The organism is Brevundimonas diminuta (assembly GCF_022654015.1).
GTDB lineage: Bacteria > Pseudomonadota > Alphaproteobacteria > Caulobacterales > Caulobacteraceae > Brevundimonas > Brevundimonas diminuta_C.
This window is the reverse complement of record NZ_CP073063.1, coordinates 927,947-950,147: the sequence shown is the minus strand read 5'-3', so window position 1 is coordinate 950,147 and position 22,201 is coordinate 927,947. Positions and strand designations below refer to the sequence as shown.

At 67.4% G+C, this 22,201-nt stretch carries 20 protein-coding genes; 8 read left to right on the top strand and 12 right to left on the bottom strand.

Going from position 1 to position 22,201, the window contains the following annotated elements; all coding sequences use genetic code 11:
• Nucleotides 1-64 precede the first annotated feature (64 nt).
• From KAK88_RS04555 to KAK88_RS04535, 5 genes are all read right to left on the bottom strand, one after another.
• Nucleotides 65-2,704 (bottom strand): TonB-dependent receptor, encoded by a 2,640-nt coding sequence (locus KAK88_RS04555; RefSeq protein WP_242078058.1) that lies wholly within the window; start codon nucleotides 2,702-2,704, stop codon nucleotides 65-67.
• Between the two features lie 203 nt (nucleotides 2,705-2,907).
• Nucleotides 2,908-4,152 (bottom strand): Na+/H+ antiporter NhaA, encoded by a 1,245-nt coding sequence (gene nhaA / locus KAK88_RS04550; protein WP_242078057.1) that lies wholly within the window; start codon nucleotides 4,150-4,152, stop codon nucleotides 2,908-2,910.
• Between the two features lie 165 nt (nucleotides 4,153-4,317).
• Nucleotides 4,318-4,641: a YnfA family protein gene (locus KAK88_RS04545; protein ID WP_242078056.1), complete on the bottom strand. Its 324-nt coding sequence runs from the start codon at nucleotides 4,639-4,641 to the stop codon at nucleotides 4,318-4,320.
• Nucleotides 4,638-5,429: an RNA methyltransferase gene (locus tag KAK88_RS04540; protein ID WP_242078055.1), complete on the bottom strand. Its 792-nt coding sequence runs from the start codon at nucleotides 5,427-5,429 to the stop codon at nucleotides 4,638-4,640. Before KAK88_RS04540 ends, KAK88_RS04545 begins: the two co-directional genes overlap by 4 nt.
• Before the next feature lie 107 nt (nucleotides 5,430-5,536).
• Nucleotides 5,537-6,556: a S1/P1 Nuclease gene (locus KAK88_RS04535; protein WP_242078054.1), complete on the bottom strand. Its 1,020-nt coding sequence runs from the start codon at nucleotides 6,554-6,556 to the stop codon at nucleotides 5,537-5,539.
• Nucleotides 6,557-6,770: 214 nt separating this feature from the next.
• Between KAK88_RS04535 and KAK88_RS04530 the strand changes: the two genes are divergently transcribed.
• Nucleotides 6,771-7,391 (top strand): DUF4168 domain-containing protein, encoded by a 621-nt coding sequence (locus tag KAK88_RS04530; RefSeq protein ID WP_242078053.1) that lies wholly within the window; start codon nucleotides 6,771-6,773, stop codon nucleotides 7,389-7,391.
• 3 nt (nucleotides 7,392-7,394) lie between these two features.
• On the opposite strand, the gene KAK88_RS04525 is transcribed toward KAK88_RS04530, so the two are convergent.
• A complete protein-coding gene (locus tag KAK88_RS04525; protein WP_242078052.1) occupies nucleotides 7,395-9,257 on the bottom strand; it encodes a monovalent cation:proton antiporter-2 (CPA2) family protein in 1,863 nt (620 codons plus the stop codon).
• A gap of 165 nt (nucleotides 9,258-9,422) precedes the next feature.
• Here KAK88_RS04525 and KAK88_RS04520 point away from each other — a divergent pair, with 165 nt between their 5' ends.
• The 5 genes from KAK88_RS04520 (at nucleotide 9,423) to KAK88_RS04500 (ending at nucleotide 15,547) form a co-directional block, all read left to right on the top strand.
• Nucleotides 9,423-11,258: a vWA domain-containing protein gene (locus KAK88_RS04520; RefSeq protein ID WP_242078051.1), complete on the top strand. Its 1,836-nt coding sequence runs from the start codon at nucleotides 9,423-9,425 to the stop codon at nucleotides 11,256-11,258.
• A 61-nt stretch (nucleotides 11,259-11,319) separates the two neighbouring features.
• A complete protein-coding gene (locus KAK88_RS04515) occupies nucleotides 11,320-11,727 on the top strand; it encodes a CBS domain-containing protein (protein WP_242078050.1) in 408 nt (135 codons plus the stop codon).
• Nucleotides 11,728-11,804: 77 nt separating this feature from the next.
• Nucleotides 11,805-12,374 (top strand): hypothetical protein, encoded by a 570-nt coding sequence (locus KAK88_RS04510; protein WP_242078049.1) that lies wholly within the window; start codon nucleotides 11,805-11,807, stop codon nucleotides 12,372-12,374.
• A gap of 90 nt (nucleotides 12,375-12,464) precedes the next feature.
• Entirely contained in the window at nucleotides 12,465-14,849 is a 2,385-nt protein-coding gene (locus KAK88_RS04505; protein WP_242078048.1) for a PAS domain-containing sensor histidine kinase, read from the top strand.
• A 197-nt stretch (nucleotides 14,850-15,046) separates the two neighbouring features.
• On the top strand, nucleotides 15,047-15,547 hold the full coding sequence (locus KAK88_RS04500) for a hypothetical protein (protein ID WP_242078047.1): 501 nt from the start codon (nucleotides 15,047-15,049) through the stop codon (nucleotides 15,545-15,547).
• 82 nt (nucleotides 15,548-15,629) lie between these two features.
• Here the strand turns inward: KAK88_RS04500 and KAK88_RS04495 are convergent, their stop codons facing one another.
• From KAK88_RS04495 to KAK88_RS04470, 6 genes are all read right to left on the bottom strand, one after another.
• Nucleotides 15,630-16,826, bottom strand: coding sequence for an acetyl-CoA C-acyltransferase (locus KAK88_RS04495; RefSeq protein WP_242078046.1), 1,197 nt, complete (start codon nucleotides 16,824-16,826; stop codon nucleotides 15,630-15,632).
• A 47-nt stretch (nucleotides 16,827-16,873) separates the two neighbouring features.
• Nucleotides 16,874-17,845 carry a flavin reductase family protein gene (locus KAK88_RS04490; protein ID WP_242078045.1) on the bottom strand — a complete coding sequence of 324 codons (972 nt, stop codon included), beginning with the start codon at nucleotides 17,843-17,845 and terminating at the stop codon, nucleotides 16,874-16,876.
• Between the two features lie 80 nt (nucleotides 17,846-17,925).
• A complete protein-coding gene (locus KAK88_RS04485; RefSeq protein ID WP_242078044.1) occupies nucleotides 17,926-18,537 on the bottom strand; it encodes a DUF1190 domain-containing protein in 612 nt (203 codons plus the stop codon).
• A gap of 5 nt (nucleotides 18,538-18,542) precedes the next feature.
• The gene (locus tag KAK88_RS04480) at nucleotides 18,543-18,956 is read right to left on the bottom strand and encodes a DUF350 domain-containing protein (RefSeq protein WP_017506364.1); all 414 of its coding nucleotides are present in this window, start codon (nucleotides 18,954-18,956) and stop codon (nucleotides 18,543-18,545) included.
• Nucleotides 18,957-18,982: 26 nt separating this feature from the next.
• Nucleotides 18,983-19,630 carry a YjfK family protein gene (locus KAK88_RS04475; RefSeq protein WP_242078043.1) on the bottom strand — a complete coding sequence of 216 codons (648 nt, stop codon included), beginning with the start codon at nucleotides 19,628-19,630 and terminating at the stop codon, nucleotides 18,983-18,985.
• Between the two features lie 7 nt (nucleotides 19,631-19,637).
• Entirely contained in the window at nucleotides 19,638-20,681 is a 1,044-nt protein-coding gene (locus KAK88_RS04470) for a potassium channel family protein (RefSeq protein ID WP_242078042.1), read from the bottom strand.
• Between the two features lie 79 nt (nucleotides 20,682-20,760).
• Between KAK88_RS04470 and KAK88_RS04465 the strand changes: the two genes are divergently transcribed.
• Entirely contained in the window at nucleotides 20,761-21,441 is a 681-nt protein-coding gene (locus KAK88_RS04465; RefSeq protein ID WP_242078041.1) for a YjfI family protein, read from the top strand.
• A gap of 16 nt (nucleotides 21,442-21,457) precedes the next feature.
• On the top strand, nucleotides 21,458-22,198 hold the full coding sequence (locus KAK88_RS04460) for a PspA/IM30 family protein (RefSeq protein ID WP_242078040.1): 741 nt from the start codon (nucleotides 21,458-21,460) through the stop codon (nucleotides 22,196-22,198).
• The last annotated feature ends 3 nt before the right edge of the window (nucleotides 22,199-22,201 follow it).

Genomic DNA, 22,201 nt, shown 5'->3' with positions numbered 1-22,201 from the left:
AAAAGAAAAAGGGCCGGCCGGTCGCCCGGTCGGCCCTTCGTCGGTCAGCCTTGCGGCTAAGCGATCAGTATTTGACCTTCAGCGTCACGCCGTAGGTGCGCGGCGCGCCGAGGTAGGCGTTGTAGGTCGCCGTGTCGGTGGCCTGATTGTAGAAGGTGCCGTTCGCTTGCGGCGTTGTGGTATTGGTGAAGGCCGTACCCTGCAGCGGCGCGGCGAAGCCGACCTGGGTGTATTCTTCTTCCAGCAGGTTCTGGCCCCAGACTTCCAGCGTCCAGCGCTCATCGGCCGAACCGATCGAGACGCGGCCGTTGACGACGGTGAAGGCGTCTTGGTTCTTGTACGGCAACAGGTCCGAGCCGGTGTTGTATTCGGTCGAATATTTGGCCGACAGGTTGAAGCCGCCGCGCAGGCCGCCGCCCAGTTCGCGATCGAACGCCAGGGCGCCGGTCAGCGACCATTCCGGAGCGAAGGAGGCACGCGCGCCCGGCAGCAGCGACAGCTGCGGGAAGCGGCCGGGGCTGGACAGGTCGCCGGCGCCGAACTGGCCGTATTTGGCGTCGGTGTAGGTCACGCCACCTTGGAAGCTCAGGCCCTCGACCGGGGTGAACCAGACCATGTCGGCGTCGACGCCGCGCGAGGTCAGTTCCGGGATCGATTCCACCACGAAGGCGGTGCCCAGGAAGGTGTTCAGCTGGAAGTTCTCGAACTTCTGATCGAAGTAGGTGACGTTCAGCAGCATTGTGCGGTCGAACAGGGTCGTCTTGACGCCCGCTTCATAGCTGTCGACCGTCTCGGCCTTGAAGAACAGCGAGGCGTCCGGCGTCACGCCCGTCTGCACCCGGTCCATATTGTAGCCCGCGCCCTTGTAGCCGCGCGCATACGAGCCATAGACCATGATCGACGGGTTGAAGCGGTAGGACGCCTTGATCGTGCCCGACAGGTCGGTGTCGCTGAACTTCTCCTGGATCCGACGACCGTCATACAGCGGGTTGGACCAGGGCAGGCACAGCAGGCCGAGCGCAGCGGCCGGCGTCGCGACGTTGGCGGTGCCGGGGATCGGCGAGACGGTGCGGTTGGCCGGGTTCTGGTTGGCCAGGGCGCCGCCGCAGGCCGCGCCGTTGGTGCCCAGATTGTCCTGGATCCCGAACAGACGCTTGCTGTCGTAGGTGTAGCGCAGACCCAGATTGATATCGAAGGCCTCGGTCACCCGGTAGGTGTTGTTGGTGAAGACGGCGACCGATTCCGACTTCTGGGAATAGTGGTCTTCATAGGCCTTGCCGACGCCGAAGGTCGGGGCGGCGGCGCTGGGCGGCACTGCGCCGATGACGCACAGCGGCTGACCCGCGGCCGCACCGGCGGTGCCGACCAGGAAGCCGTTCGGATTGGTGAAGCAGCCCAGGCGCGACGGGCTGGGGCCGCCCACCGTCGCTGGCAGGGACGCCGTCAGCAGCAGGGAGGCGAAGGCGTTGTAGTCCGAGCCATAGACATAGCTGTCGTCGCGATAGACGCCTTCCTTGGTGGCGAACAGACCGACCAGCCAGTCCAGCTTGTCCGAGGTGCCGGCCAGGCGGAACTCTTGCGTCAGGTTGTCGACGCCGTAGCCGTTCGAGCCGTCGTTGGCGCGGTACAGGATGTCGGCGCCGGTGTAGTCCAGGTCCATCCCCTGCTGGAACGACCAGTCGCGCCACGAGGTCTGGGACGTCAGGGTGGCGTTGATGCTGGGGAAGTCGATGGTCGCTTCCGCCGACAGACCCATGTCCTCGATCTCTTGCGGCGTCTCGCGGTTGGAATAGGCCAGACGCGAGAAGGGCACGGTGCCGAAGCCGGCGACCGGCGGACGCTGGCCCGGACCGTTCGGCGCGGTCAGGGCGGCGATGAAGGCCTGGGTCGGACCGACGCGCGTCTGCACGGCGACGCAGCAATATTCCTCGCGCTTGGTGTAGTCGGCGATCAGGCGCACCGAGACGTCGTCGCTGGGCAGGATCAGCAGTTGGCCGCGTGTGGTCCAGTAGTCCTGGGTCTGGTCGTCGTTGCGGGTGTTGGGACCGTCGCCGTTGTTGACGTCATAGAAGCCGTCACGCTCGCGGTGAGCGACGAAAAGGCGACCGGCCACCTGGTCGGTCAGGCCGCCGGTGACGGAAACCGAGCCGCCGATGGCGCCGAAGTTGCCGCCGGTCAGTTCGCCCGAGATCGACGGGTCGAACGAAGGGCGTTCGGTGATGATGTTGATGACGCCGGCCGAGGTGTTCTTGCCGAACAAGGTGCCTTGCGGGCCCTTCAGCACCTCGATGCGGCTCAGTTCGCCCAGGTCGCCGAAGCCGACCGAGTTGCGCGAGCGATAGACGCCGTCGATCACGACGCCGACCGAGCTTTCCAGACCAGGGTTGTCGCCGACGGTGCCCGCGCCGCGGATGCGCACGGTGGTGGAGGCTTCCGACTGGGTCGAGGTGACGGTCATGCCCGGCGTCAGGATCTGCAGATCCTTGATGTCCTGCACGCCCGCGCCGTCCAGGATTTCCTGCGACAGAGTCGTGACCACGATCGGCACGTCCTGCAGGCTCTGCTCACGCTTCTGGGCGGTGACGATGATGTCATCGACGGTCGCCGGGGCTTCCTGCGCGGCGGCGACGCCGGCGAATCCCATGACGGCGGCGCCCATGACGGCGGCGGACACAGTGGTCCTGAGGTGAAGATTGCGGCGCATAGGCGTCCTCCCGGCTGAAGCCGCGACGCCATGGGCGATCGCAGCGTTTCCTGTTCCCTCGACGTCCCCTACGTGGGGGATCATTCGTTATGGACAGGCTAAGCGCGCTTCGGGCCGACCGACAAGCGAGCGTTGTTACCCGCGACGGTTTTTCGCCGCGGATTCGCCTTTGTGTGTCGAGGAAGCGACAGAAAACGCTGACGCTAGGTCAGTTTTTGCCCCTCTTTCGGCCCCAGAGGCTCGACCTCAGGGTGCAGGGCGGCGGGATCCGACTGGCGCCCTCGACCGGCGAAACCCAGCACCAGGGCCGCCGCGATCGCCGACAGGATCGAGCCGCCGATGACGCCCAGCTTGACTTCGACCTGCTCGGGCGAATCGACCGCGCCGGGGAAGGCCAGGACGCCGATGAACAGGCTCATGGTGAAACCTACCCCGCATAGCAGGGAGACGCCGTATACCTGAAGCCAGCTGGCGCCCGTCGGCCGCGCGCCGATCCTCAGCGCCGAGGCCAGCCAGGCGGCGCCCAGGACGCCAATCTGTTTGCCGAAGAACAGGCCCAGCGCAATGGCGATGACCAGAGGCGCGAACGCCTGCTCCATCGACAGACCGGCGAAGGACACGCCCGCCTTGGCGAAGGCGAACAGCGGCAGGACCAAAAAGGCGTTCCACGGATGCAGATCGTGCATCGCCTCCTTCAGCGGGCTCTGACCGTCTTCGGCCCGGCTCTTGATCGGCACGATCATGGCGAAGGCCACGGCGGTCAGGGAGGTGCTTAGGCCCGACAGCACCGTCAGATACCAGACCAGGGCGAACCCCAGCACCCAGAAGGGCGCAGGAATGCGGATGCGGTGCGCCGCGACCGCGCCGATCGCCAGCGCCCCCAGCGCCCAGAACAGCGGCGTCCAGTTCGCGCCTTCACTGAACAGCACGGCGATCAGGGCGATGGCCCCCAGGTCATCGACGATGGCGAGGGTCAGCAGGAAGACACGCAACGACGACGGCAAGCCCTTGCCGACAAAGCCGAAGATGGCCAGGGCAAAGGCGATGTCGGTCGCCAGCGGGATGGGCCAGCCGGCGTGCGGCGCCCCGATGGTGCCGGACAGCAGCAGATAGACCGCCGCCGGTCCCGCCATGCCGCCCAACGCCGCCAGCACCGGCGTCGCCAGCTTCTTCGGATCGCTGAGTTCGCCGCGCACGATCTCGTATTTGATCTCCAACCCCACGACGAGGAAGAAGATCGCCATCAGACCTTCCTTGATCCAGTCGGAGATGGTCTCCTCCAGCCGGATCGGGCCGATCTGCAGGACGTGGTAGCTCTTCAGCCAGGCGAAATAGTCGGCCGACCAGGGCGAGTTGGCGATCGCCACGGCGGCGATTGCGGCCAGCGCCAGGGCCGAGCCGGATGCGGCCTCGGTCTTGAGGAAATCGAGTGTCAGTTTGCGCGCCACGGCGGCCTCCTAGCGAACGGAAGTTTCGTCGTGACGCCAGGTTATCGACGGGCGTCGGACCGGATTCGCAAACCTGTAATCGGCGCGCCGGCCTGGCCGCACTGGGCGACCTGATGGCTGGAGCCAGAATAGAGGATCAGGCAGGCCAAGCCAAGCCGAAGCAGGCTAACCGCGCGGGCCGAACAGGATGAGCCCGGCGCCGATCAAGCAGACAAGGCCGCCCAGAATGTCCCAGCGATCCGGCGGGGTCTTCTCGACCAGCGCCATCCAGATCAGGGAGGCGCAGATATAGACGCCGCCGTAGGCCGCAAAGGCGCGGCCCGCCGCGTCGCTGGGAACCAAGGTCAGGAGCCAGGCGAATGCGATCAGGCAGGCGACGCCGGGCGCCAGCCACAGGGGTGAACGATCCAGCTTCAGCCAAGCCCAGAAGGCGAAACAGCCGCCGATCTCCGCCAGGGCCGCCAGCGGATAGATCAGCCAGGGTTTCACTCAGGCGTGTCCGTCTTAGCCTTCGCCGCCCGTTCGGCCGCCAGCTTGGCCAGGACCCGGCCGCGGCCGCGCGACAGGGCGTGGATGGCGCCGCGCATGGTGGCGACCTCTTGTTCGGAGAAGGCGGCGCGGCCCAGCATGACGCGCAGGTTCTGGCTCATCGAGCGTTTCTTCTCGGGCGGATAGAAGAAGCCGCCGTTTTCCAGCTCTTCCTCCAGGTGCTCGTACATGCCGACCAGCAGGTCGTTCGACGCCGGCGGTTCGCTGTCGCGGAAGCGCGGCGGCGGGGCGTCCAGGATCAGGGTGCGCCATTCATAGGCGTTGATCGCCACAGCCTGGGCCAGGTTCAGCGAGTGGTGCTTCGGGTCGATGGGAATGGTGACGATGCCGGCGCACAGGGCGATGTCCGTCGTCTCCAGCCCGGCACGCTCGCCGCCGAACAAGAGGCCGGTCTTCAGGCCCGAGGCCGTGTCGTCGTAGAGGACGCGGCTAGCCTCGCGCGGCGTGCGCACGGGCTGGCGCGTCTCGCGCGGGCGGGCGGTGGTGGCGAAGACGGTGTTCAGGTCGGCGATGGCCTCGGCGACGCTGTCAAACACCCGCACCCCATCCAGCACCCAGTCCGCGCCTGAGGCCGTGGCCCAGGCCCGCTCCTGGGGCCAGCCGTCGCGGGGGCTGACCAGGCGCAGGTCCGACAGGCCGAAGTTGGCCATCACCCGCGCCACGGCGCCGATGTTCTCGGCCATCTGCGACTTGTCGAGGATGACGGCGGGGGAAGGAAGGTCAAACATTGGCGCTGCTATAAGTGAGGCGTGCTAGTGAGCAAGAGGTGAGCCGAGGCGTCGATACGCGCACGACCCGCTCACCCCTCGCTCGCTAGCACCGTTCACCAAGAGGTTCAGTCCTCGCCCACCATGGCGATCCAGGGGTCGGCGGTTCCGGCCTCGACCTCGGCGACCTTGACGGCAGGCCAGCCGATGGAGGCGCTGCCGGATGCGGCCCAGGCGGAGACGATGAAGTCGCGCAATTCGCCGGCGCCCGCCGCCAGACGTTCGTTGACGAAGGCCGCGCCCCGCGGATCGGCGTCACGGAAGCCGCCGGCCTTCTCCAGGCGATAGAAGGGAATCACCGTGCCGAGCGTCGTGGTCAGATAGGAGACGGTGCGCGCCTTGACGTCGAACCCGTCCAGTCTGGCGGCCGGCATGGCGGCCTCGACGGCGTCCAGACGGGCGACGCGGTTGGTGAACTCACCCTCGAACACGGCGTGGGTCTGACGCGAGTTGGTGAAGCCTTCCGGGTTCGGGAAGTCGCCCCAGCCGTTGTAGTGAATGCTGGTGTGATGCGGTTGCGAGCCGTCGCCGACGTAGTGGCCCATCACGCCGATGTCGCGCAGGATCAGGGCCTCGCGGCGGATGCGGTCGGCGCGGTACCAGGCCTGACGCTCCATATTGGTCTCGCGCTTCTCGGCGGCGTTCAGCACGCGCCAATAGGCGAAGTCGCGGCCCAGCTGCTGCCAGGCGTCCATCATGGCGTAAGGCAGATAGCCGGCGTCGTTGACGTCCAGACCGGCCTTGGTCAGGGCGGCGTCGTATTCGGATTTCAGGCGCGGCAGATCGTTGATGCTCATTCCGCGCTGGTCGTAGACGCGGCCCTGGTCGTCCAGATCGACGAAGTGGGCGGTGTCGCGCTCGCGGTCGTGCGGCTGGCCGGCGCCCTTCCAGCGGTCGGGCTCGCGCGCCAGTTCGCCCACGTCGGCGATGGCGGCCGGGGTGCGCAGGAAGGCCGGCAGATCGTCCGGCAGGGCCCGCATCGCCGCCACGCCGATCAGGCGGTGGCCGGTGTTGCCCCAGGCGGTGACGGTGACAGCCGGCGCGGCGACCGCGACGAGGGCCAGGGCGGCGATGGCGAGACGTTTCATGGGCAAACCTCAACAAGGATCACGCCCGTCTAACGCATCCTTGATCGCGCCTCCAGCGTCCAAGGGGTGGCGTGAGGCTCATCGGCGCCTAGGTTATGAAGGCTCCCCTTTTGTCTGTTTCAGGCTCCACGCCCCTGGGGAGCGATGACGTGATTGCGTCGTCGCCGTCGTCGGACGGCCCTTCAAGTGGACGCCAGACCGAAAGGACATTCTTATGCGCACGCCCCGCATCGCCCTTCTTGCTTCCGTCGCCCTTCTCGCGACCGCCGCGACCGCCCAAGCTCAAGACGCATCGACGACGGCGCAGACGCCGACGGCCGCGCCGACGGCCGGCTCGACCACCTTCACCGATGACGAGCTGAAGAAGTTCGACGACGCCATGGCCAAGGTGAGAGCCGTCAGCGACACGCTGAACGGCGCCCAGCCGACGCCGGAACAGCAGGCGCAGATGGCCGCCGCAGTGCAGGATTCGGGGCTGGAGGTGACCCGCTTCAACACCCTGTCCAACGCCGTCGCCGCCGATCCGGCCCTAGCCGCGCGCATTCGAGTGGTCAACGCCACGCCGCCCGCGCCCGGCACGCCGGCCGCCGCCGTGGCCGATGACGAACTGAACCGCTTCGTCACCGCCATGACGCAGATTCGCGCCGTCACGGCCGAGGTGCAGAACAACCAGGCGACGCCCGAACAGAGCGCCAGACTGACGGCGGCGGTCGAGGCGTCCGGCCTGACGACCGAGCGTTTCAACGCCATCTCGCAGCTGGTGTCCGCAACGCCCTATCTTCAGGCCAAGGCGCAGCTGGCCGGCGCGCGTCTGGAGAAGGGCGTCAGCCAGTAGGGATCAGGTGTCGGCGGGCTCGCGCCGGGTGTCCGGCGCGGCCGGGCCCGCCTCGTCCTCGTTCAGCAGACGGCCTTCGCGGCGGGGCTTGATGTAGGGGGCGGGCTGGGGCGTCGGCATATTGCCGCGCATCAGCTGGCGGCCGGCCTTGAGCCCGCCGGTCAGCTGCAGGTCCAGACGGGCCTCGTCGCGACGGCGCACGTCGCCGATGGTCTCGGCCGCCTCATGCTCGTCCAGGCCAAGTTCGACCAGGGCGCGCTCGCCGAACTTGAGCGCCGACTCGAAGGTCTCGCGGATCTGGTAGTCCACCCCGGCCTGGATCAGGCGCATCGAATGCCCTCGGTCGAAGGCGCGGGCCATGATCCGGGTGGTCGGGAACTCGGACTTGACCAGTTCGACGATACGGTCGGCGGCCTCCGGCTTGTCCACGCAGACCAGGACCATCTCGGCCTCTTCCGCGCCCGACGCGCGCAGGGTATGCAGCTGGGTGCCGTCGCCGTAGTAGACCTTGAACCCGAACTGGGAGGCGGCCTGGATCATCTCCACGTCGTTCTCGATGATCGACACGTCGACGTCGCGGGCCAGCAGGGGTTGGGACACGACCTGGGCGAAACGGCCGAAGCCGATGATCAGCACCTGGCCGCGCAAATCCTTGGCGAAATCCACGCCTTCGGCGCTTTCGGCGTCCTGGACCGGCTTGGGCGACAGACGCGTGATCAGCAGCGAGGTCAGGGGCGTCAGGGCCATCGACAGGATGACCACCGCCGACATCATCGCCCCGATGCGCGCGTCGAACAGGCCGGCGGCGACGGCGGCGCCGTACAGGACGAAGGCGAACTCGCCGCCTTGCGCGAACAGGCCCGCGCGCTCGACCCCCTCGTGGTGGGTGGCCTTGAACAGGCGCGCGACGGCATAGATGCCCACGCCTTTGACCAGCATGAAGGCGACGACCCCGCCCAGCACCAGACGCCAGTCGGCGACCACGACCGACACGTCCAGCGACATGCCGACGCTGAGGAAGAACAGGCCCAGCAGGATGGCGCGGAACGGCTCGACGTCCGCCTCCAGCTGATGGCGGAAGGTGGATTCCGACAGCAGGACCCCAGCCAGGAAAGCGCCCATGGCCATGGACAGGCCGCCCAGCGACATGGCCCAGGCGGCGCCGACCACGACCAGCAGAGCGGCGGCGGTCATCACCTCGCGTCCGCCGTATCGGGCCAGCAGGCGGAAGACCGGATTGACCAGATATTTGCCGGCCAGCAGCACCCCGCCGACCGCTGCGACCGCGAAACCGACGGTCTGCCACAGGGGCGGCGCCTGTTCGTTCGCCACGCCCAGCACCGAGGCCAGGACGGCGACGATGGCCAGAAGCGGCACGATGGCCAGGTCTTCGAGCAGCAGGATGGAGACCGCCCGCTGGCCAGGCCCGCCTGCGATTTCGCCGCGCTCTTCCAGCATCTGCATGATGACGGCGGTGGACGACAGGACGAAGCCCATGGCGCCGACGAAGGCGACGGGCGCGGAGAAACCGGCCAGCATCGCCGTCAGGGTCAGGATCAGGCCGCAGAACAGCACCTGGGCCGCGCCGAGGCCGAAGATTTCCTTTCTTAGTCCCCACAGACGTTTGGGCCGCATCTCCAGCCCGATGATGAACAGGAAGATGACCACGCCGAACTCGGCGACGTGCAGGATGGTCTCGGGCTCGCGGAACAGCTTCAGGCCGAAGGGACCGATGGCCAGGCCCGCCGCCAGATAGCCCAGCACCGATCCCAGGCCGATGCGCTTGAACACCGGCACGGCGAGCACGCCCGCGGCCAGCAGAGCGGCCGCCGCGCCCAGATCCAGTCCCGTCGTCGCCTCAGCCATCGCATCCCCCCAAGCTTGGCCTCTATTGTGGAGGGCCTTAGCGGCGATTGCGAGAGGACACGAAAGACACGCTGAAAGATCGTCGTGCGTCGAGGGGGATTTGGCGCCACAGTTTCGCCCCATGACGACCCGCGACTGGCGTCAAGAAAACAACCGGAGGAAGCCATGTCACGCGTAATCAGGATCGCGGCCCTGTCCGTTCTGAGCCTGTCGTTCGCCGCGCCGCCGGTCGCCGTGCCGAGCGTCGCCCTGGCCAAGCCGCTGGATGGCGAGCCGACCCCGGCGGCGTGCCGGCCGTTGGGGTTTGAGTTGGGATCGCCTGAGCCCGTCGCCGCGCCGCCCGCGCCGCGCGCCGGTCCGCCGACGCCGCCGGTGAGGATCACGCCGACACGCAAGGAAGATCGCGTCCCTTACGGCGCGCCACCGCCGCCACCGCCGCCACCGCCTCCACCGCCCGCCCCCGCGCCGTCATCGATGGCGCCGCAAGATATTGTCGTCACAGGCTCCCGGATCACGCGATCACCGGGCGCCCCGACGTCGCCCGGTATGATGACGCCGCCCCCTGCCGATACCGAACGCTATCCGGATGCGACGCCCAATCCGGTGAAGCGGACCAGCGATCAGCCAGTGTCGACCTTCTCCATCGACGTGGACACGGCGTCCTATTCGAACGTGAAACGCTTCATCGACGAGGGTCGTGCACCGCCCAGGGATGCGGTGCGGGTCGAGGAACTGATCAACGCCTTCGACTATGACTACGCCCGGCCGACCAGCCAGACCCGGCCCTTCGCCATCACCACGGCGGTGGCGGCCTCGCCCTGGGCTGACGGGCGTCAGATCGTGCACATCGGCCTGCAAGGTTACGAACTGCCGGCGGGCGAGCAGCGTCCGCTGAACCTGACCTTCCTGGTCGATGTCTCCGGCTCGATGCGGTCGCCGGACAAGCTGGACCTGGCCAAGAAGGCGATGAACCTGGCCATCGACCGGCTGCGCCCGCAGGACACTCTCGCCGTCACCTATTACGCGGAAGGCGCCGGCACGACCTTGCAGCCGACCAAGGGCGACGAAAAGCTGAAGATGCGATGCGCGGTGGCCAGCCTGAAGGCCTCGGGCGGCACGGCCGGGGCGACCGGCATGACCAACGCCTATGACCAGGCCCAGGCGAACTTCGCCCGCGACAAGGTCAATCGCATCCTGATGTTCACCGACGGCGACTTCAACGTCGGTGTGACCGACAACAAGCGGCTGGAGGACTATGTCGCCGAAAAGCGCGGGACCGGGATATACCTGTCGGTCTACGGCTTCGGGCGCGGCAACTATCAGGACGCGCGGATGCAGACCATCGCCCAGGCGGGCAATGGGGTCGCGGCCTATGTCGGGGACCTGAGGGATGCACGCCGGCTGTTCGGGCCGGCATTCGACAAGGGCGCCTTCCCCATCGCCGACGACGTAAAGATCCAGGTCGAGTTCAATCCCGCCCGCGTCGCCGAATGGCGGCTGATCGGCTATGAGACCCGGCTGCTGAACGAAGAGGATTTCAACAACGACCAGGTCGATGCGGGCGAGGTCGGATCCGGCGCCGGCGTCACCGCCCTGTACGAGATAACGCCCGTCGGCGGCCCGACGCAGATCCCAGATCGGCGCTATCCCGACAACCGTATCGGAGTCGGCGGCGGCGATCCGAACGGCGAGATCGGCTTCATCCAAGTCCGCTACAAACAGCCGGGCCAGAGCCGCTCGGACCTGATCCAGCAGCCGCTGACCAATCGCGCGGGCGGGTCGGTCAGCGCCCAGCCGCCCGAGGCCACGCGCTGGGCCATCGCGGTCGCCGGCTTCGGTCAAAAGCTGCGGGGCGATCCTTGGATGACGGCTGACTATGGCTGGGACCGGATCATCGATCAGGCGCAAGGGGCCAGGGGCGACGACCCCTATGGCGACCGGGCCGAGTTCGTCCAGCTGGTGCGGGCGGCCCAGGGCCTTCCCCCGATGCGGACGCCCTGACCGGAACCGCCACGCTCGCGGCGGGTTTTCCAGCGCAACGCTTCAACCAAGGAAACCCGCCATGAAGATCCGCGATGTGATGACCAGGGACGTGCATCTGGCCCGCCCCGCCGACACCATCCAGGACGTGGCCAGCCGCATGGCCAAGGGCGGCTTTGGCTTCGTGCCCGTGGCGGACGGCGATCAGCTGATCGGCACCATCACCGACCGCGACATCGTGGTGCGCGCCCTGGCGACGGGCGCCGCCTCGAGCGCCTCTGTGGTGGAGTTCATCACCCGCGATCCGCAAACAGTGCTGGACAGCGACGACCTGAAGGTCGTGCTGGATCTGATGGGCGCCAAGCAGATCCGCCGCGCGCCGGTGGTGGACAAGCATGGCCGCGTGGTCGGCGTCGTATCGCTGGGCGACCTGTCGACCCGCGTGAAAGAGAAATACGCCGGCGAGACGCTGGAAAGCATCTCGCGTTAAGACCTGCGTAACCGCGCCCCGACACCGGGCGTCAAGGATCGTCGTTCATGCTGTTCCTTCGAATATCGGAGGATGGCATGGCGCGCGCACAGTTCCAGAAGGGTCAGAAGGTCTGGGTCGAGTGCGTCGGCGCCTGGGCTTTCATCGAACAGGTCCAGCCCGTCTGGGCCAAGGGGTTCGAAGAGCCCGTGCGCGTCACCTATGACGTCGGTCTGGGGCGCGAGTTCACCGCCAACGAACTGTTGCTGGCGACCGACGATCCGGCCTCGGATCAGGGGTTGGGCGACTGGCGGCTGCTGCGCGCGCGCAACAAGTGGCAACTGCCCGAGGATTGCCTGCATCACCCCCACCCCGGCACCTATCCGGTCGTCGTGACCGATCGGGCGGACTGGGGCGGTTGGCGCGTGCCGGGCGCCGAATACGATCGTGATCCCCAGCAGATCGAGTTTCAGGCCCGCCTGATCGCCGCCGCGCCCCAACTGATGCGCCTGGCCCAGGATCTGGTGGATCTGGTCGCCGAGACGCCCGACGATGCGCCGCCGGCCGTCCTGACCCTGGCCCGACAGGCGCGCGATACGCTGCACGGGGTCACGCGGGTGCTGGAGCCCGCGCCTGACCGCCTGTTGTCGCCGGTCGCCGCCGCTTAAAAACCCGTTAAAAGCGCGCGCCGAGCCTCGACACGAATCCGCGACGCAGCCTAGATTCCGGCAACGAAGTGTTTGTCGGAGGGTCGGGGCTTGCGGGACGAGGAGCGGCGGGAAAATCGGTCGGGGCGTCGCGCCTCCGACCGCGCCGCCGGCGCGCCCGCCTGGTTGCGGATCGCCGTCCTGGTCCTGGCGCTGATCGCGGCCGCCTATGCCCTGATGGCATCGCGTGAGTTCAGCCGGCCGACCCGCGAAATCAGCCGCCTGGAAGCCGAAAACCTGAAGCTGAACGCCGAGCTGGTCGCCAGCCAGACCGCCGTGCTGATTCAGTCGGCCGAAACGGGCCTGGCCGCCGGTCGCACCGCCATCGCCGCCAAGCGCGCCCCCATAGAGGTCGTCGAGGCCGCGCAGGCCGCCGCGCCCAAGGTCGCCTTCACCCTGGTCGGCCCCGGCGAAACGGTCCAGGCCGCCAAGGGCGAAGGGTCGGTCGTCGCCGGCCAGGCCAATGTTGACGGCCTGAGGCTGGAGGCGGGGATCGCCCCGGTCCTGCCGGAAGGCGGCGAGACGCGGATCGTGTCGGCGGGCGGCGTGGTGCTGGCCTCCGCGCGCGCCGCCGAGATCGGCCAACCCATCCGCACCCTGATCGGCGTCGATGCCTCAGCCCTGGTCGGCCAGGCCGAACCGCGCGCCGTGACGCTGGGGGGCCAGCGTGGCCTCGCGGCGGCCGCTCAGGCCCGCACGGGCGGCCCCTATGTGGTCGCGATCTCGGAGGGGACGACCGCCTCTTTCTTCGACGACGCCTGGGTGGTGCTCGCGCCGCTGCTGCTGGGAGTTGGGGTCGTGGTCCTGTTCGTCCTCTATGGCCTGCGCCAGACGCGCCAGCACCGCGAAAGGGTGGCGACCGAAAAGCGGTTCCGCATCGCCGTGGAAGCCGCGCGGTGCGGGGTGTGGGAGTGGGATCTGGCCAAGGGCGAGGTGTCGCTGTCGGACTATATGGCCGCGCTGCTGGGCTTCTCGCGCGGCGGGGTCACCGACGCTGAGGATGTGATCGGCCGCGTCCATCCGCGCTTTCAGGAAGATTTCCGCCACGCCCTGCGCCAGGCGGCGGCCTATGGCGCCTTCGAGATCACCTTCCCGGTGGCGGGACCGGACGGACGGGCGCGCTGGATCGACGCGCGCGGCCAGGCGCGCGGCGAGCGCGGCGACACGGGCTTTTCCGCCATCCTGGGCGTGGCGCTGGACATCACCGAGGCCCGCCGCGCCCGCGCCGCCGCCCAAGCCGCCGAAAGCCGACTGCGCGATGGGGTGGAAAGCATCTCCGAGGCCTTCGTCCTGTTCGACCGTCAGGGGCGGCTGATCCTGTGGAACCAGGCCTTCGAGGACGCCTTCGGCTTCGACCACGGCGTGGTGCGGCGCGGCGCGATGAAGGACGAGCTGAACCGGATCGCCGGCCTGGCCATCAAGGCCGAGCATCGTCCGGCCAGCGGTCGTGCGGGCCTGCGCGAAGTCGAGCTGAACGACGGGCGCTGGCTGCAACTGTCCGAACGGTTCACCTCCGAAGGCGGCTCGGTCGTCACCGCCGCCGACATCACGGCCATAAAACGCCAGGAGGCCGAGCGCCGCCGCGCCGCCGACGATCTGCGCGCGACCGTCGATCAGCTGGAATCCAGCCAGGAGAAGCTGTCTCTGCTGGCGCGCAAATACGAGGTCGCCATGACCCGGGCCGAGGCCGCCAACCAGGCCAAGTCCGAGTTCCTGGCCAATATGAGCCATGAGCTGCGTACGCCGCTGAACGCCATCAACGGCTTCTCGGAGATCATGGCCAGCGAGCTGTTCGGGCCGCTGAACGAGAAATACAAGGGCTACGCCGGCGACATCCTGAAGTCCGGCCAACACCTGCTCAGCCTGATCAACGACGTGTTGGACATGGCCAAGATCGAGGCCGGCAAGATGACCCTGCACTATGAGCCGGTGTCCTTGCGCGAGGTGTGCGAGGACGCCGTGCGGCTGATGCGCGGCAAGGTGCAGGAAGCGGGACTGAAGATCGCGGTCGAGGCCGGCGACCTGCCCGACATCGAGGCCGATCAGCGCGGCGTCAAACAGGTGATGCTGAACCTGATCTCGAACGCCGTGAAGTTCACGCCCGAGGGCGGCTCCATCGTCGTGTCGCTGAAACCCTTCGTGGGCGCGCAGGGCGAGGACCGCGTTCGCGTCGCCTGCGCCGACACCGGCATCGGCATCGCGCCCGAGGACCTGGTCCGCCTCGCCCGCCCGTTCGAACAGGTCGAGGGCCAGCATTCCAAGACCACTCAAGGCACCGGCCTGGGCCTGGCCTTGACCAAGTCCCTGATTGAAATGCACGGCGGCCAGCTGAGCATGGAAAGCCAGCCAGGCGTCGGCACGGTCGTCAGCTTCGACCTGCCGGTGAAGCGGCCAAACCAGACGGTGCAGCCGATCCGGGCGGCGTTCGCGGCTTGAGACTTTGGCATATATTGGCCAGCCGAAAAGCTGCTGCGCTTTTCGGCCTATCCGAAACCTTCTGCCGTAGGCTGCGAGCGCGAACTGTTGAGCTTTTTCGGCGGCCCGATCAGAGTGCATCCATGAGCTTCCGATCTCTTCTCGCCCTCGGTCTCCTCGCGCTCGCCGGATGCGCTCCATTTCCGAAAGGGCCGCCTTTGATCGGGTACGATCCCGCTCCTTATGGCGACGCATTCCGGGCGGCGGCAACGGAAGCAGTCATCCGGACAGAGCTGGGAAAGGGCTCCTATGAAGCCTTCGGCGACAAGGCCTATACGATCGGCAAGTCTGGCCTTTGCGCGGAGGACACGCTCCAGCAGTTCTTGTCGCAGCAGCGGGGATGCGCGCTGCTCGGTCCAGGCGACAATCAAGACTGCCGCGAACTGGAGCTTTGCATCCGGCTCACATTGAGCAGCGCATTATTTAGAGACCCAGAGATCAGGTCGGCTATCGAATCCGCTTTGCTACGGCCCTGCGATGCGCTCACTTCGCCTCAAAATCTGCCATACGCACGATGGCCTTCGGCCATTGGCAAGCCCGCGACCGCCAGTTGGCAACTGCTTGACTGTGGCAATCGTCGTCAGGTGATTGGGCGCGACATCGCGTTTCACGAGAACGGCGACGAAACCGTCATTTCATTCACGATTGGCCGCTCCTAACGCAAGCAGGCCTCTAGCGAAAAGATATGCTGGCTACCCGAAGAGGACGCTCGCAGCGTTCGCTCAACACAACACGCCAGGCCTAAACCAACTCCACGCCCATGGCCGTGGCTTCGCCGCCGCCGATGCACAGGGCGGCCATGCCGCGGGTCTTGCCGTGGGCTTTCAGGGCCGAGAGCAGGGTGGTCAGGACGCGTGCTCCTGAAGCTCCAAGCGGGTGGCCCAGGGCGCAGGCGCCGCCGTTGACGTTGATCTTGTCGTGGGGGATGCCGAGTTCCTGCATGGCGATCATCGGCACGATAGCGAAGGCCTCGTTAACCTCCCACAGATCCACGTCGTCGGCGCTCCAACCCGCCTTCTTCAGCGCCTTTTGCAGAGCGAAGACCGGGGCGGTGGTGAACAGGTGCGGCTCGTGGGCGTGGGCGGCCTGGCTGACCACGCGGGCGATCGGCGTCAGGCCCAGGGCCTGTGCCGTCGACTGGCGCATCATGACCATGGCGGCGGCGCCGTCCGAGATCGAGGCGGCGGAAGCCGCGGTGATCGTGCCGTCCTTGCCGAAGGCGGGCTTCAGATTGGGGATCTTGGACGGGTCGGACTTGGTCGGCTGTTCGTCGCGGTCGACGGTGACGGGCCCTTTGCGGGTCTTGACCTCGACCGAGGCGATCTCGGCGTCGAAGGCGCCCGTTTCCTGGGCCCGCTTGGCCCGGCCGGCGCTCTCGATGGCGTAGGCGTCCTGCTGCTCACGGGTGAACTGATAGTCTTTGGCCGTGTCCTCGGCGAACTGACCCATCAGCTTGCCGGGGGTGTAGGCGTCCTCCAGCCCGTCCAGATACATGCTGTCGGAAATGACGTCGTGTCCGATGCGCGCGCCGCCCCGGTGCTTCTGCATCAGATACGGGGCGTTGGTCATGGACTCCATGCCGCCCGCCACGATCACGTCGGCCGAACCAGCGGCCAGCGCATCGTGCGCCATCATGGCCGCCTGCATGCCCGAACCGCACATCTTGTTGATGGTCGTCGCCTCGGTCGAGACAGGCAGGCCTGCGCCCATGCCCGCCTGACGCGCCGGGGCCTGACCCAGGCCCGCAGGCAGGACGCAACCCATGATGATCTGCTCGACCTTCTGCGGATCCAGGCCCGCGCGATCCAGCGCCGCCTTGACCGCGACGGCGCCCAGGTCGGTGGACTTGGCGTCGGACAGCGCGCCCTGGAAACCGCCCATCGGGGTGCGGGCGTAGGAGACGATGACGACGGGATCGGCGGATGGGGTCGCGGACATGGGGAGGGCTTCCTCTATTTCGGGCGAGAGATAGCGATCCCGGCCGGTCAGGAAAAGTGCAGCCGCCGATACTTGCCCCGGAAATAGAGCAGCGGATCGCGGCGCGGTTCGAACCGGGCGCGCCGGACCCGGCCGATGATGACCAGATGATCGCCGGCCTCGACGATCTGTTCGGTCCCGCATTCGAAACTGGCCAGGGCGCCCGACAGGATGGGCGCGCCGGTGTCCCAGGTCTCCCACGCCACGTCCTGGAAGCGGTCGGCCTGGGACCGGGCGAAGACGCCGGAGGTCGGCTGCTGGCCGATATGCAGGACGTTGATGGCGAAATGTTCCGCCCGGCGGAAACGGTCGACGTTGGTGGACGAACGGGCCAGGCAGAACAGGATCAACGGCGGATCCAGCGACACCGAGGAGAAGGAGTTGGCGGTCAGGCCGACGGGCTGTCCGGCCTCGTCCAGGGTCGTGACCACCGTCACCCCGGTGGCGAAACAGCCCAGGGCGTCGCGCAGGGTGCGGGGGTCCGAGCCGGCCTGATAATACAGGGCGTCGCGCGGGGCGTGGCGTTCAAGGAAGCCCAGGAGTGCGGCGTTTACGGCCTCCACCGCGTCTGGCGCCTCGGCGTGCGTGATCGTCTGGATCGGGACGCCGGCCAACTGCGCCTCAAGCTCGGGCGAGACAGCCCCCTGCCCTTCGGCGACGACCACCAGACAGCTGGCCAGGGCCGGGCCGGTGACAGAGAGCGCAGGGATGACAGCGTCCAGCGTCGTGTCGGAACAGACGATGGCCGGGCGGGAGGGAAGCTCGGTCAGCAGTCCGCGCAAGGCGGCCGAGCCGTCGTCCGCCGCGTCGAAGTCCGCCTTCAGCATGACATGTCGGCCGGCGTCTACCAGCGCGCGCACCGACCGGCGCCAGTCGCCGGACAGACGCCCGGGCGCGCCGATCAGCAGGACGATGGGATCCTCGGGGTCGCCCCAGCTTTCGACGTCCAGGCCTCCGTTCGGGGGCGGCGATGCGGTCATGAGGCGGGGCGGTCCGGTCTGTCGTGAAGCGTGAGGCGATCCCTATTAGGGGAAGACCGGCGCCCGGCGCCAGAACTGTATCAGCCGCCGTAGCCCCGGCCGCCGCCGCCGAAGCCGCCGCGCGAGACGACGGTGGTGCGGCTCTGGACGCGGGTCGGGGCCTGACGGGCGACGTCGCCATGCTCGCGCGCATTGGTCAGGGTCTTGCCGGTGCGATAGTCGCGGTAGGCGTAGCCGCCGCCGTAGCCGTTCGACAGTCGCCCCTCGCGGTCACGATACAGCGGTCCGCCGCCGCGATAGCCGCCGTTCAGCAGCTGGCCGACGATGAAGCCGGTCAGCAGCGGGCTGAAGAAGGAGCCGCCGTTGTTGTTCGGCTGGCACTGCGACGGTCCCCACTGGCCCTCGCACTCCTCGCGGGTGGCGTAGCGCGGCGCGGTCTTGGCGGCCTCCTGCTGAGCCTTGGCCAGGGCCGCGTCGCATTCGGTGTCGGGAATGTCGTTGGCGGCCTTGCACTCGTCCAGCGACTGATAGGCCAGGGTCGGCTCGGGCTCGGGCGCCGGCACGCGCTGGGGCGAGCCGCAGGCGGCCAGCGAGAAGCTGGCGGTCGCCATCAGGCTGCTGACGTGCAGGACGCGCGAGCGTTTCAGCCGGCGCATCGTCTCGGTCTTGGGCAGGTCCTTGGGATCGGTCATGGCGGTCACGACGTCATGCAGGCGGCGTTGAGCAGGCCGACGCAGATGGAAATGGAAGCCAGATAGACGGCCGCGGCGATCTCGCCCGCCTCGATGCGGACGACCAGATTGCGGAAGGCCATGCGGCTGATGGCGACGAAAACCACGATCTGGATCACGCCGGCCAGCAGCGCCCAGGCCGCGAACTCCATCAGGCTGACGGTGTGCGACAGGGCCGAAGCCAGAGGCAGGACATAGCCGATCAGGGCGCCCCCGAGCGCGATGGCGGCGGCCGTGTTCCCCTCACGGATCAGCGTATGTTCATGATACGGCGTGACCCACTGGTAGATCAGCTTGAAGGCCAGGGTGAAGGCGCCCGCCATGGCGAAGGCGATCAGGAAAGCGATCGCCCCCTGCTGAAAAATGAACCAGTCGAACATCGGTCTTGCCCCCTCGGATTGCGCGCTCAGGCGCGGAACTCGGCCATTTCCAGCGGAATGCCGATCATGATTTCGTGCGTGGTGTCGCCGCCCTCGGGCTGCTGCTCCAGCGCCAGCATCAGTTCGCGCCCGCCGCCCAGCTCGCGCGCATACAACATGCAGGTCTGGAAGATCTTGGCATAGGGCGCGGTCGCGGCGCGGTCGTCCCAGATCGTCTCCCACAGGGTGACGGGCGGCTGGATGGCGTCGCTCTCGGCGAACCAGAAGCGGGGATAGTCGGGCAGCTCTTCGGCCGCGCCGTGAAAGACCGGCGCCGACAGGCGGTCGCGCCAGATGCGGCGTTCGCGTTCGCCCGGCGGATAGGCCGAGGTCCAGGGCACGAACAGGCTGAAGTCGTAGGATTCCAGGCCGGCCTCGTCGTCGCTCATGGCCTGAAGCATGACGTGGTCGTCGGTGTAGAAGCGATGGACGAACTGGCCGCTATCCAGGCTGACCAACCCCTGCGCCGAGATGTCGAGCACGTCGCGGTCCAGGGTGAAGTGCGTCTCGTCGCCCAGCCGGCGCCAGGCCAGCGGGTCCAGCGACACGGTGCGGCCCACGGTGATGTTGCGCACCGTCGCCAGTCGATTGGCAGGCGCGGCCTTCTCCGACGATCCGAAAAGTTTCTTGAACATGGGACGATCAGGATCCGGCCAGGCTCGGCTGGTTCAGCCGGGCCGCCGACACATAGAACAGGCGGTCGCCCTGTTCCACGCCTGTTTCCGGCGAGGGATTGAAGCGTGGCGAATCCGCGCCGTCCGGCTGATGCGCCAGAAGGGTCGCGCGGTGCTGGAGAAAACGCTGCGTCAGGTCGCCGACCGATCGGCCCGCGCCGGTCCATTTCAGGCTGAACAAGGTCGCGCCTTCGTCCAGGTGGCTGGTCAGGGCGCTGATGACCTGGCTGGAACCCGGATCGCGCGCGGCGCGGGCCAGCATTTCCGGCGCCGACGACAGAACGATCTCGACCTTGGGACAGTGCTGCGCCAACAGCCGTGCGCTATCGGCGTCATCGAAGAAGCAGACGATATGTGCGGCGTCCGGCGCCATCGCCGAGACAGCCAGGGTGGCGGTCAGGGTGTCGGCGTCATTGCTGGCGTGGACCAATATGCGGCTCGCGTTCGCTGCGCCCGCACGCGTCAGCCCAGTCGTCGAGGTCAGGCTTTCCGTCTGGACGTAGCGAATGCGCGGATCGACGTCCGCCACCGCTTGGCGCGTCAGCAGCACCAGGGTCTGAGACCGGTTCAACTCCGCGCACAGTTCTTCGACCATTTTGGACGTACGAACGGGGTGATAGCCGACCAGCAGAATCGTATCGGTCATCCTTGAATAGTCTCCCTTGCCCGATCTCCGGGCGCGCCAGATGTCGCCAATCCCGGCTAGCACCTTGGCCACGACCGTCGTGAAAGCCGCGATGGCGCCGGGAAAGATCCACAAGGCCGTGACCAGTCGGCCGCCGACGCCTTGCGGACTGAGATCGCCATAACCTACGGTATAGGCCGTCGTCGCGTACCAGTAGAAGAAAGTCAGCGGGTCATGGAGTTCCGCTTCGTGTGCGATGGCGAGGAGCAGCCACGACGAAATAGCGTGAAAGAGGATTAGCCCGCCCAGCATGCGCCAGTGCATATCGGCCAGGGCGTGGAACGCCCGGTCGAAAATCACGGCCAGCTTCATTCGCGGCAGCAACATCCGTCTTCCCCTCTCGCCAAGATGATCTCAGACCCCTAGGCGAAGTCAAGCGTTCATGTTACGCGTTTCATGTAACGATATGCCGAACGACGCATCGCCCCCTTCCGCCGCCAACGACCGCATTCGTGCGTGGCGACAGGCGCGTCGAGAGGAGGGCCTGGTCAAGCTGGAGCTTTGGGTGCCGGCCACCGCCCGCGACGACGTCAAGGCGGCTGTTCGCGCCATCGTCACCGATTCAACGCGCGGGCCGCAGCTTGCCCCACGCCCGCGCCGACCCACTTCCGATTCCATCACCCCTGGAGACGACCATCAAATGGACGCCGTGATCGAGACCCCCTGGACCGTGCCCGCCATCAAGGCGGCGCTGGACGGCTCAACCCTGCTGCGTGACGGCGAAATGACCCTGCGCGTGGTCGAGGGCGCCGAGCCGGTGCTGCTGGCGACCATGCACGAATACGGCGACCTGCCGGTCTATCTGAGCGTCGGCGGGGCCCAGATCGTCTGTTCGGTCCTGCTATGGCCCGTGTCGGAGCAGAAGGATCGCCACGCCTTCAACGAGTTCCTGCTGAAGGCCCAACGCGTGGTGCCCCTGTCCAACTTCGCCATCACCAACGTCGGCGGCGAAGACGTGTATGAACTGATGGGCGAACTCTCTTGCAAGACGACGCTTCAGACCATCCTGATCGAACTGCGCACCCTGGCCGAGAATGCGATCGACGCCACCGAACTGCGTGAAACCTTCGGCGCCGACGCCGCCTGATCCCGGAAGACCGACCATGTCCATGCTCAGAAAACTGTCCGCCCTGTTCCGCGGCACGGCCCACGATGCGGCCCAGGGCGTCGTCGACGCCAATGCGCTGAAGATCCTCGACCAGGAAATCCGCGACGCCGACAACGCCCAAGGCAAGGCCAGAGACGATCTGGCCGGCCTGGTGGCGCGCCGCCGCATGGCCGAAAACGAACTTGCATCGTTCAGGGACCAGATCGCCAAATACGAAAGCTCGGCCCGCACCGCCCTGGCTCAGGGCAAGACCGATCTAGCGCGCGAAGTCGCCGGCCGCATCGCCGAGCTGGAGGTCGAGATCACCAGCCGCGGCCCGCTGATCGAGGACATGAAAACGGCCGAGACGCGCCTGCGCACCGCCATCGCCTCGACCGACCAAAAGATCGAGACGCTTCGTCGCGAGATCGACATCGTCAAGGTCAACGATTCCGTCCAGAAGGCCCAGACGTCGGTCGCCCTGAACTCGGCCGGCGCCCAGTCGCGCATCGGCTCGGCGGCGGACAGCTTGCAACGCATCAAGCAGCGCCAGGCGATCCAGGAAGAGAAGCTGAACGCCAGCCAGGCGCTGGAGGATCGTCGCACCGGCGCGGACCTGGACGCCAAGCTGCGCGAGGCCGGCATCCTGCCCGGCCATTCCTCGGCCGACGACGTCCTGGCCCGCCTCAGCCAGCCGGAGGTGACCGTGGTCACGCCGCGCATCGGCCAATCTACGCCTGACAAGGACCCGGCCTGATCC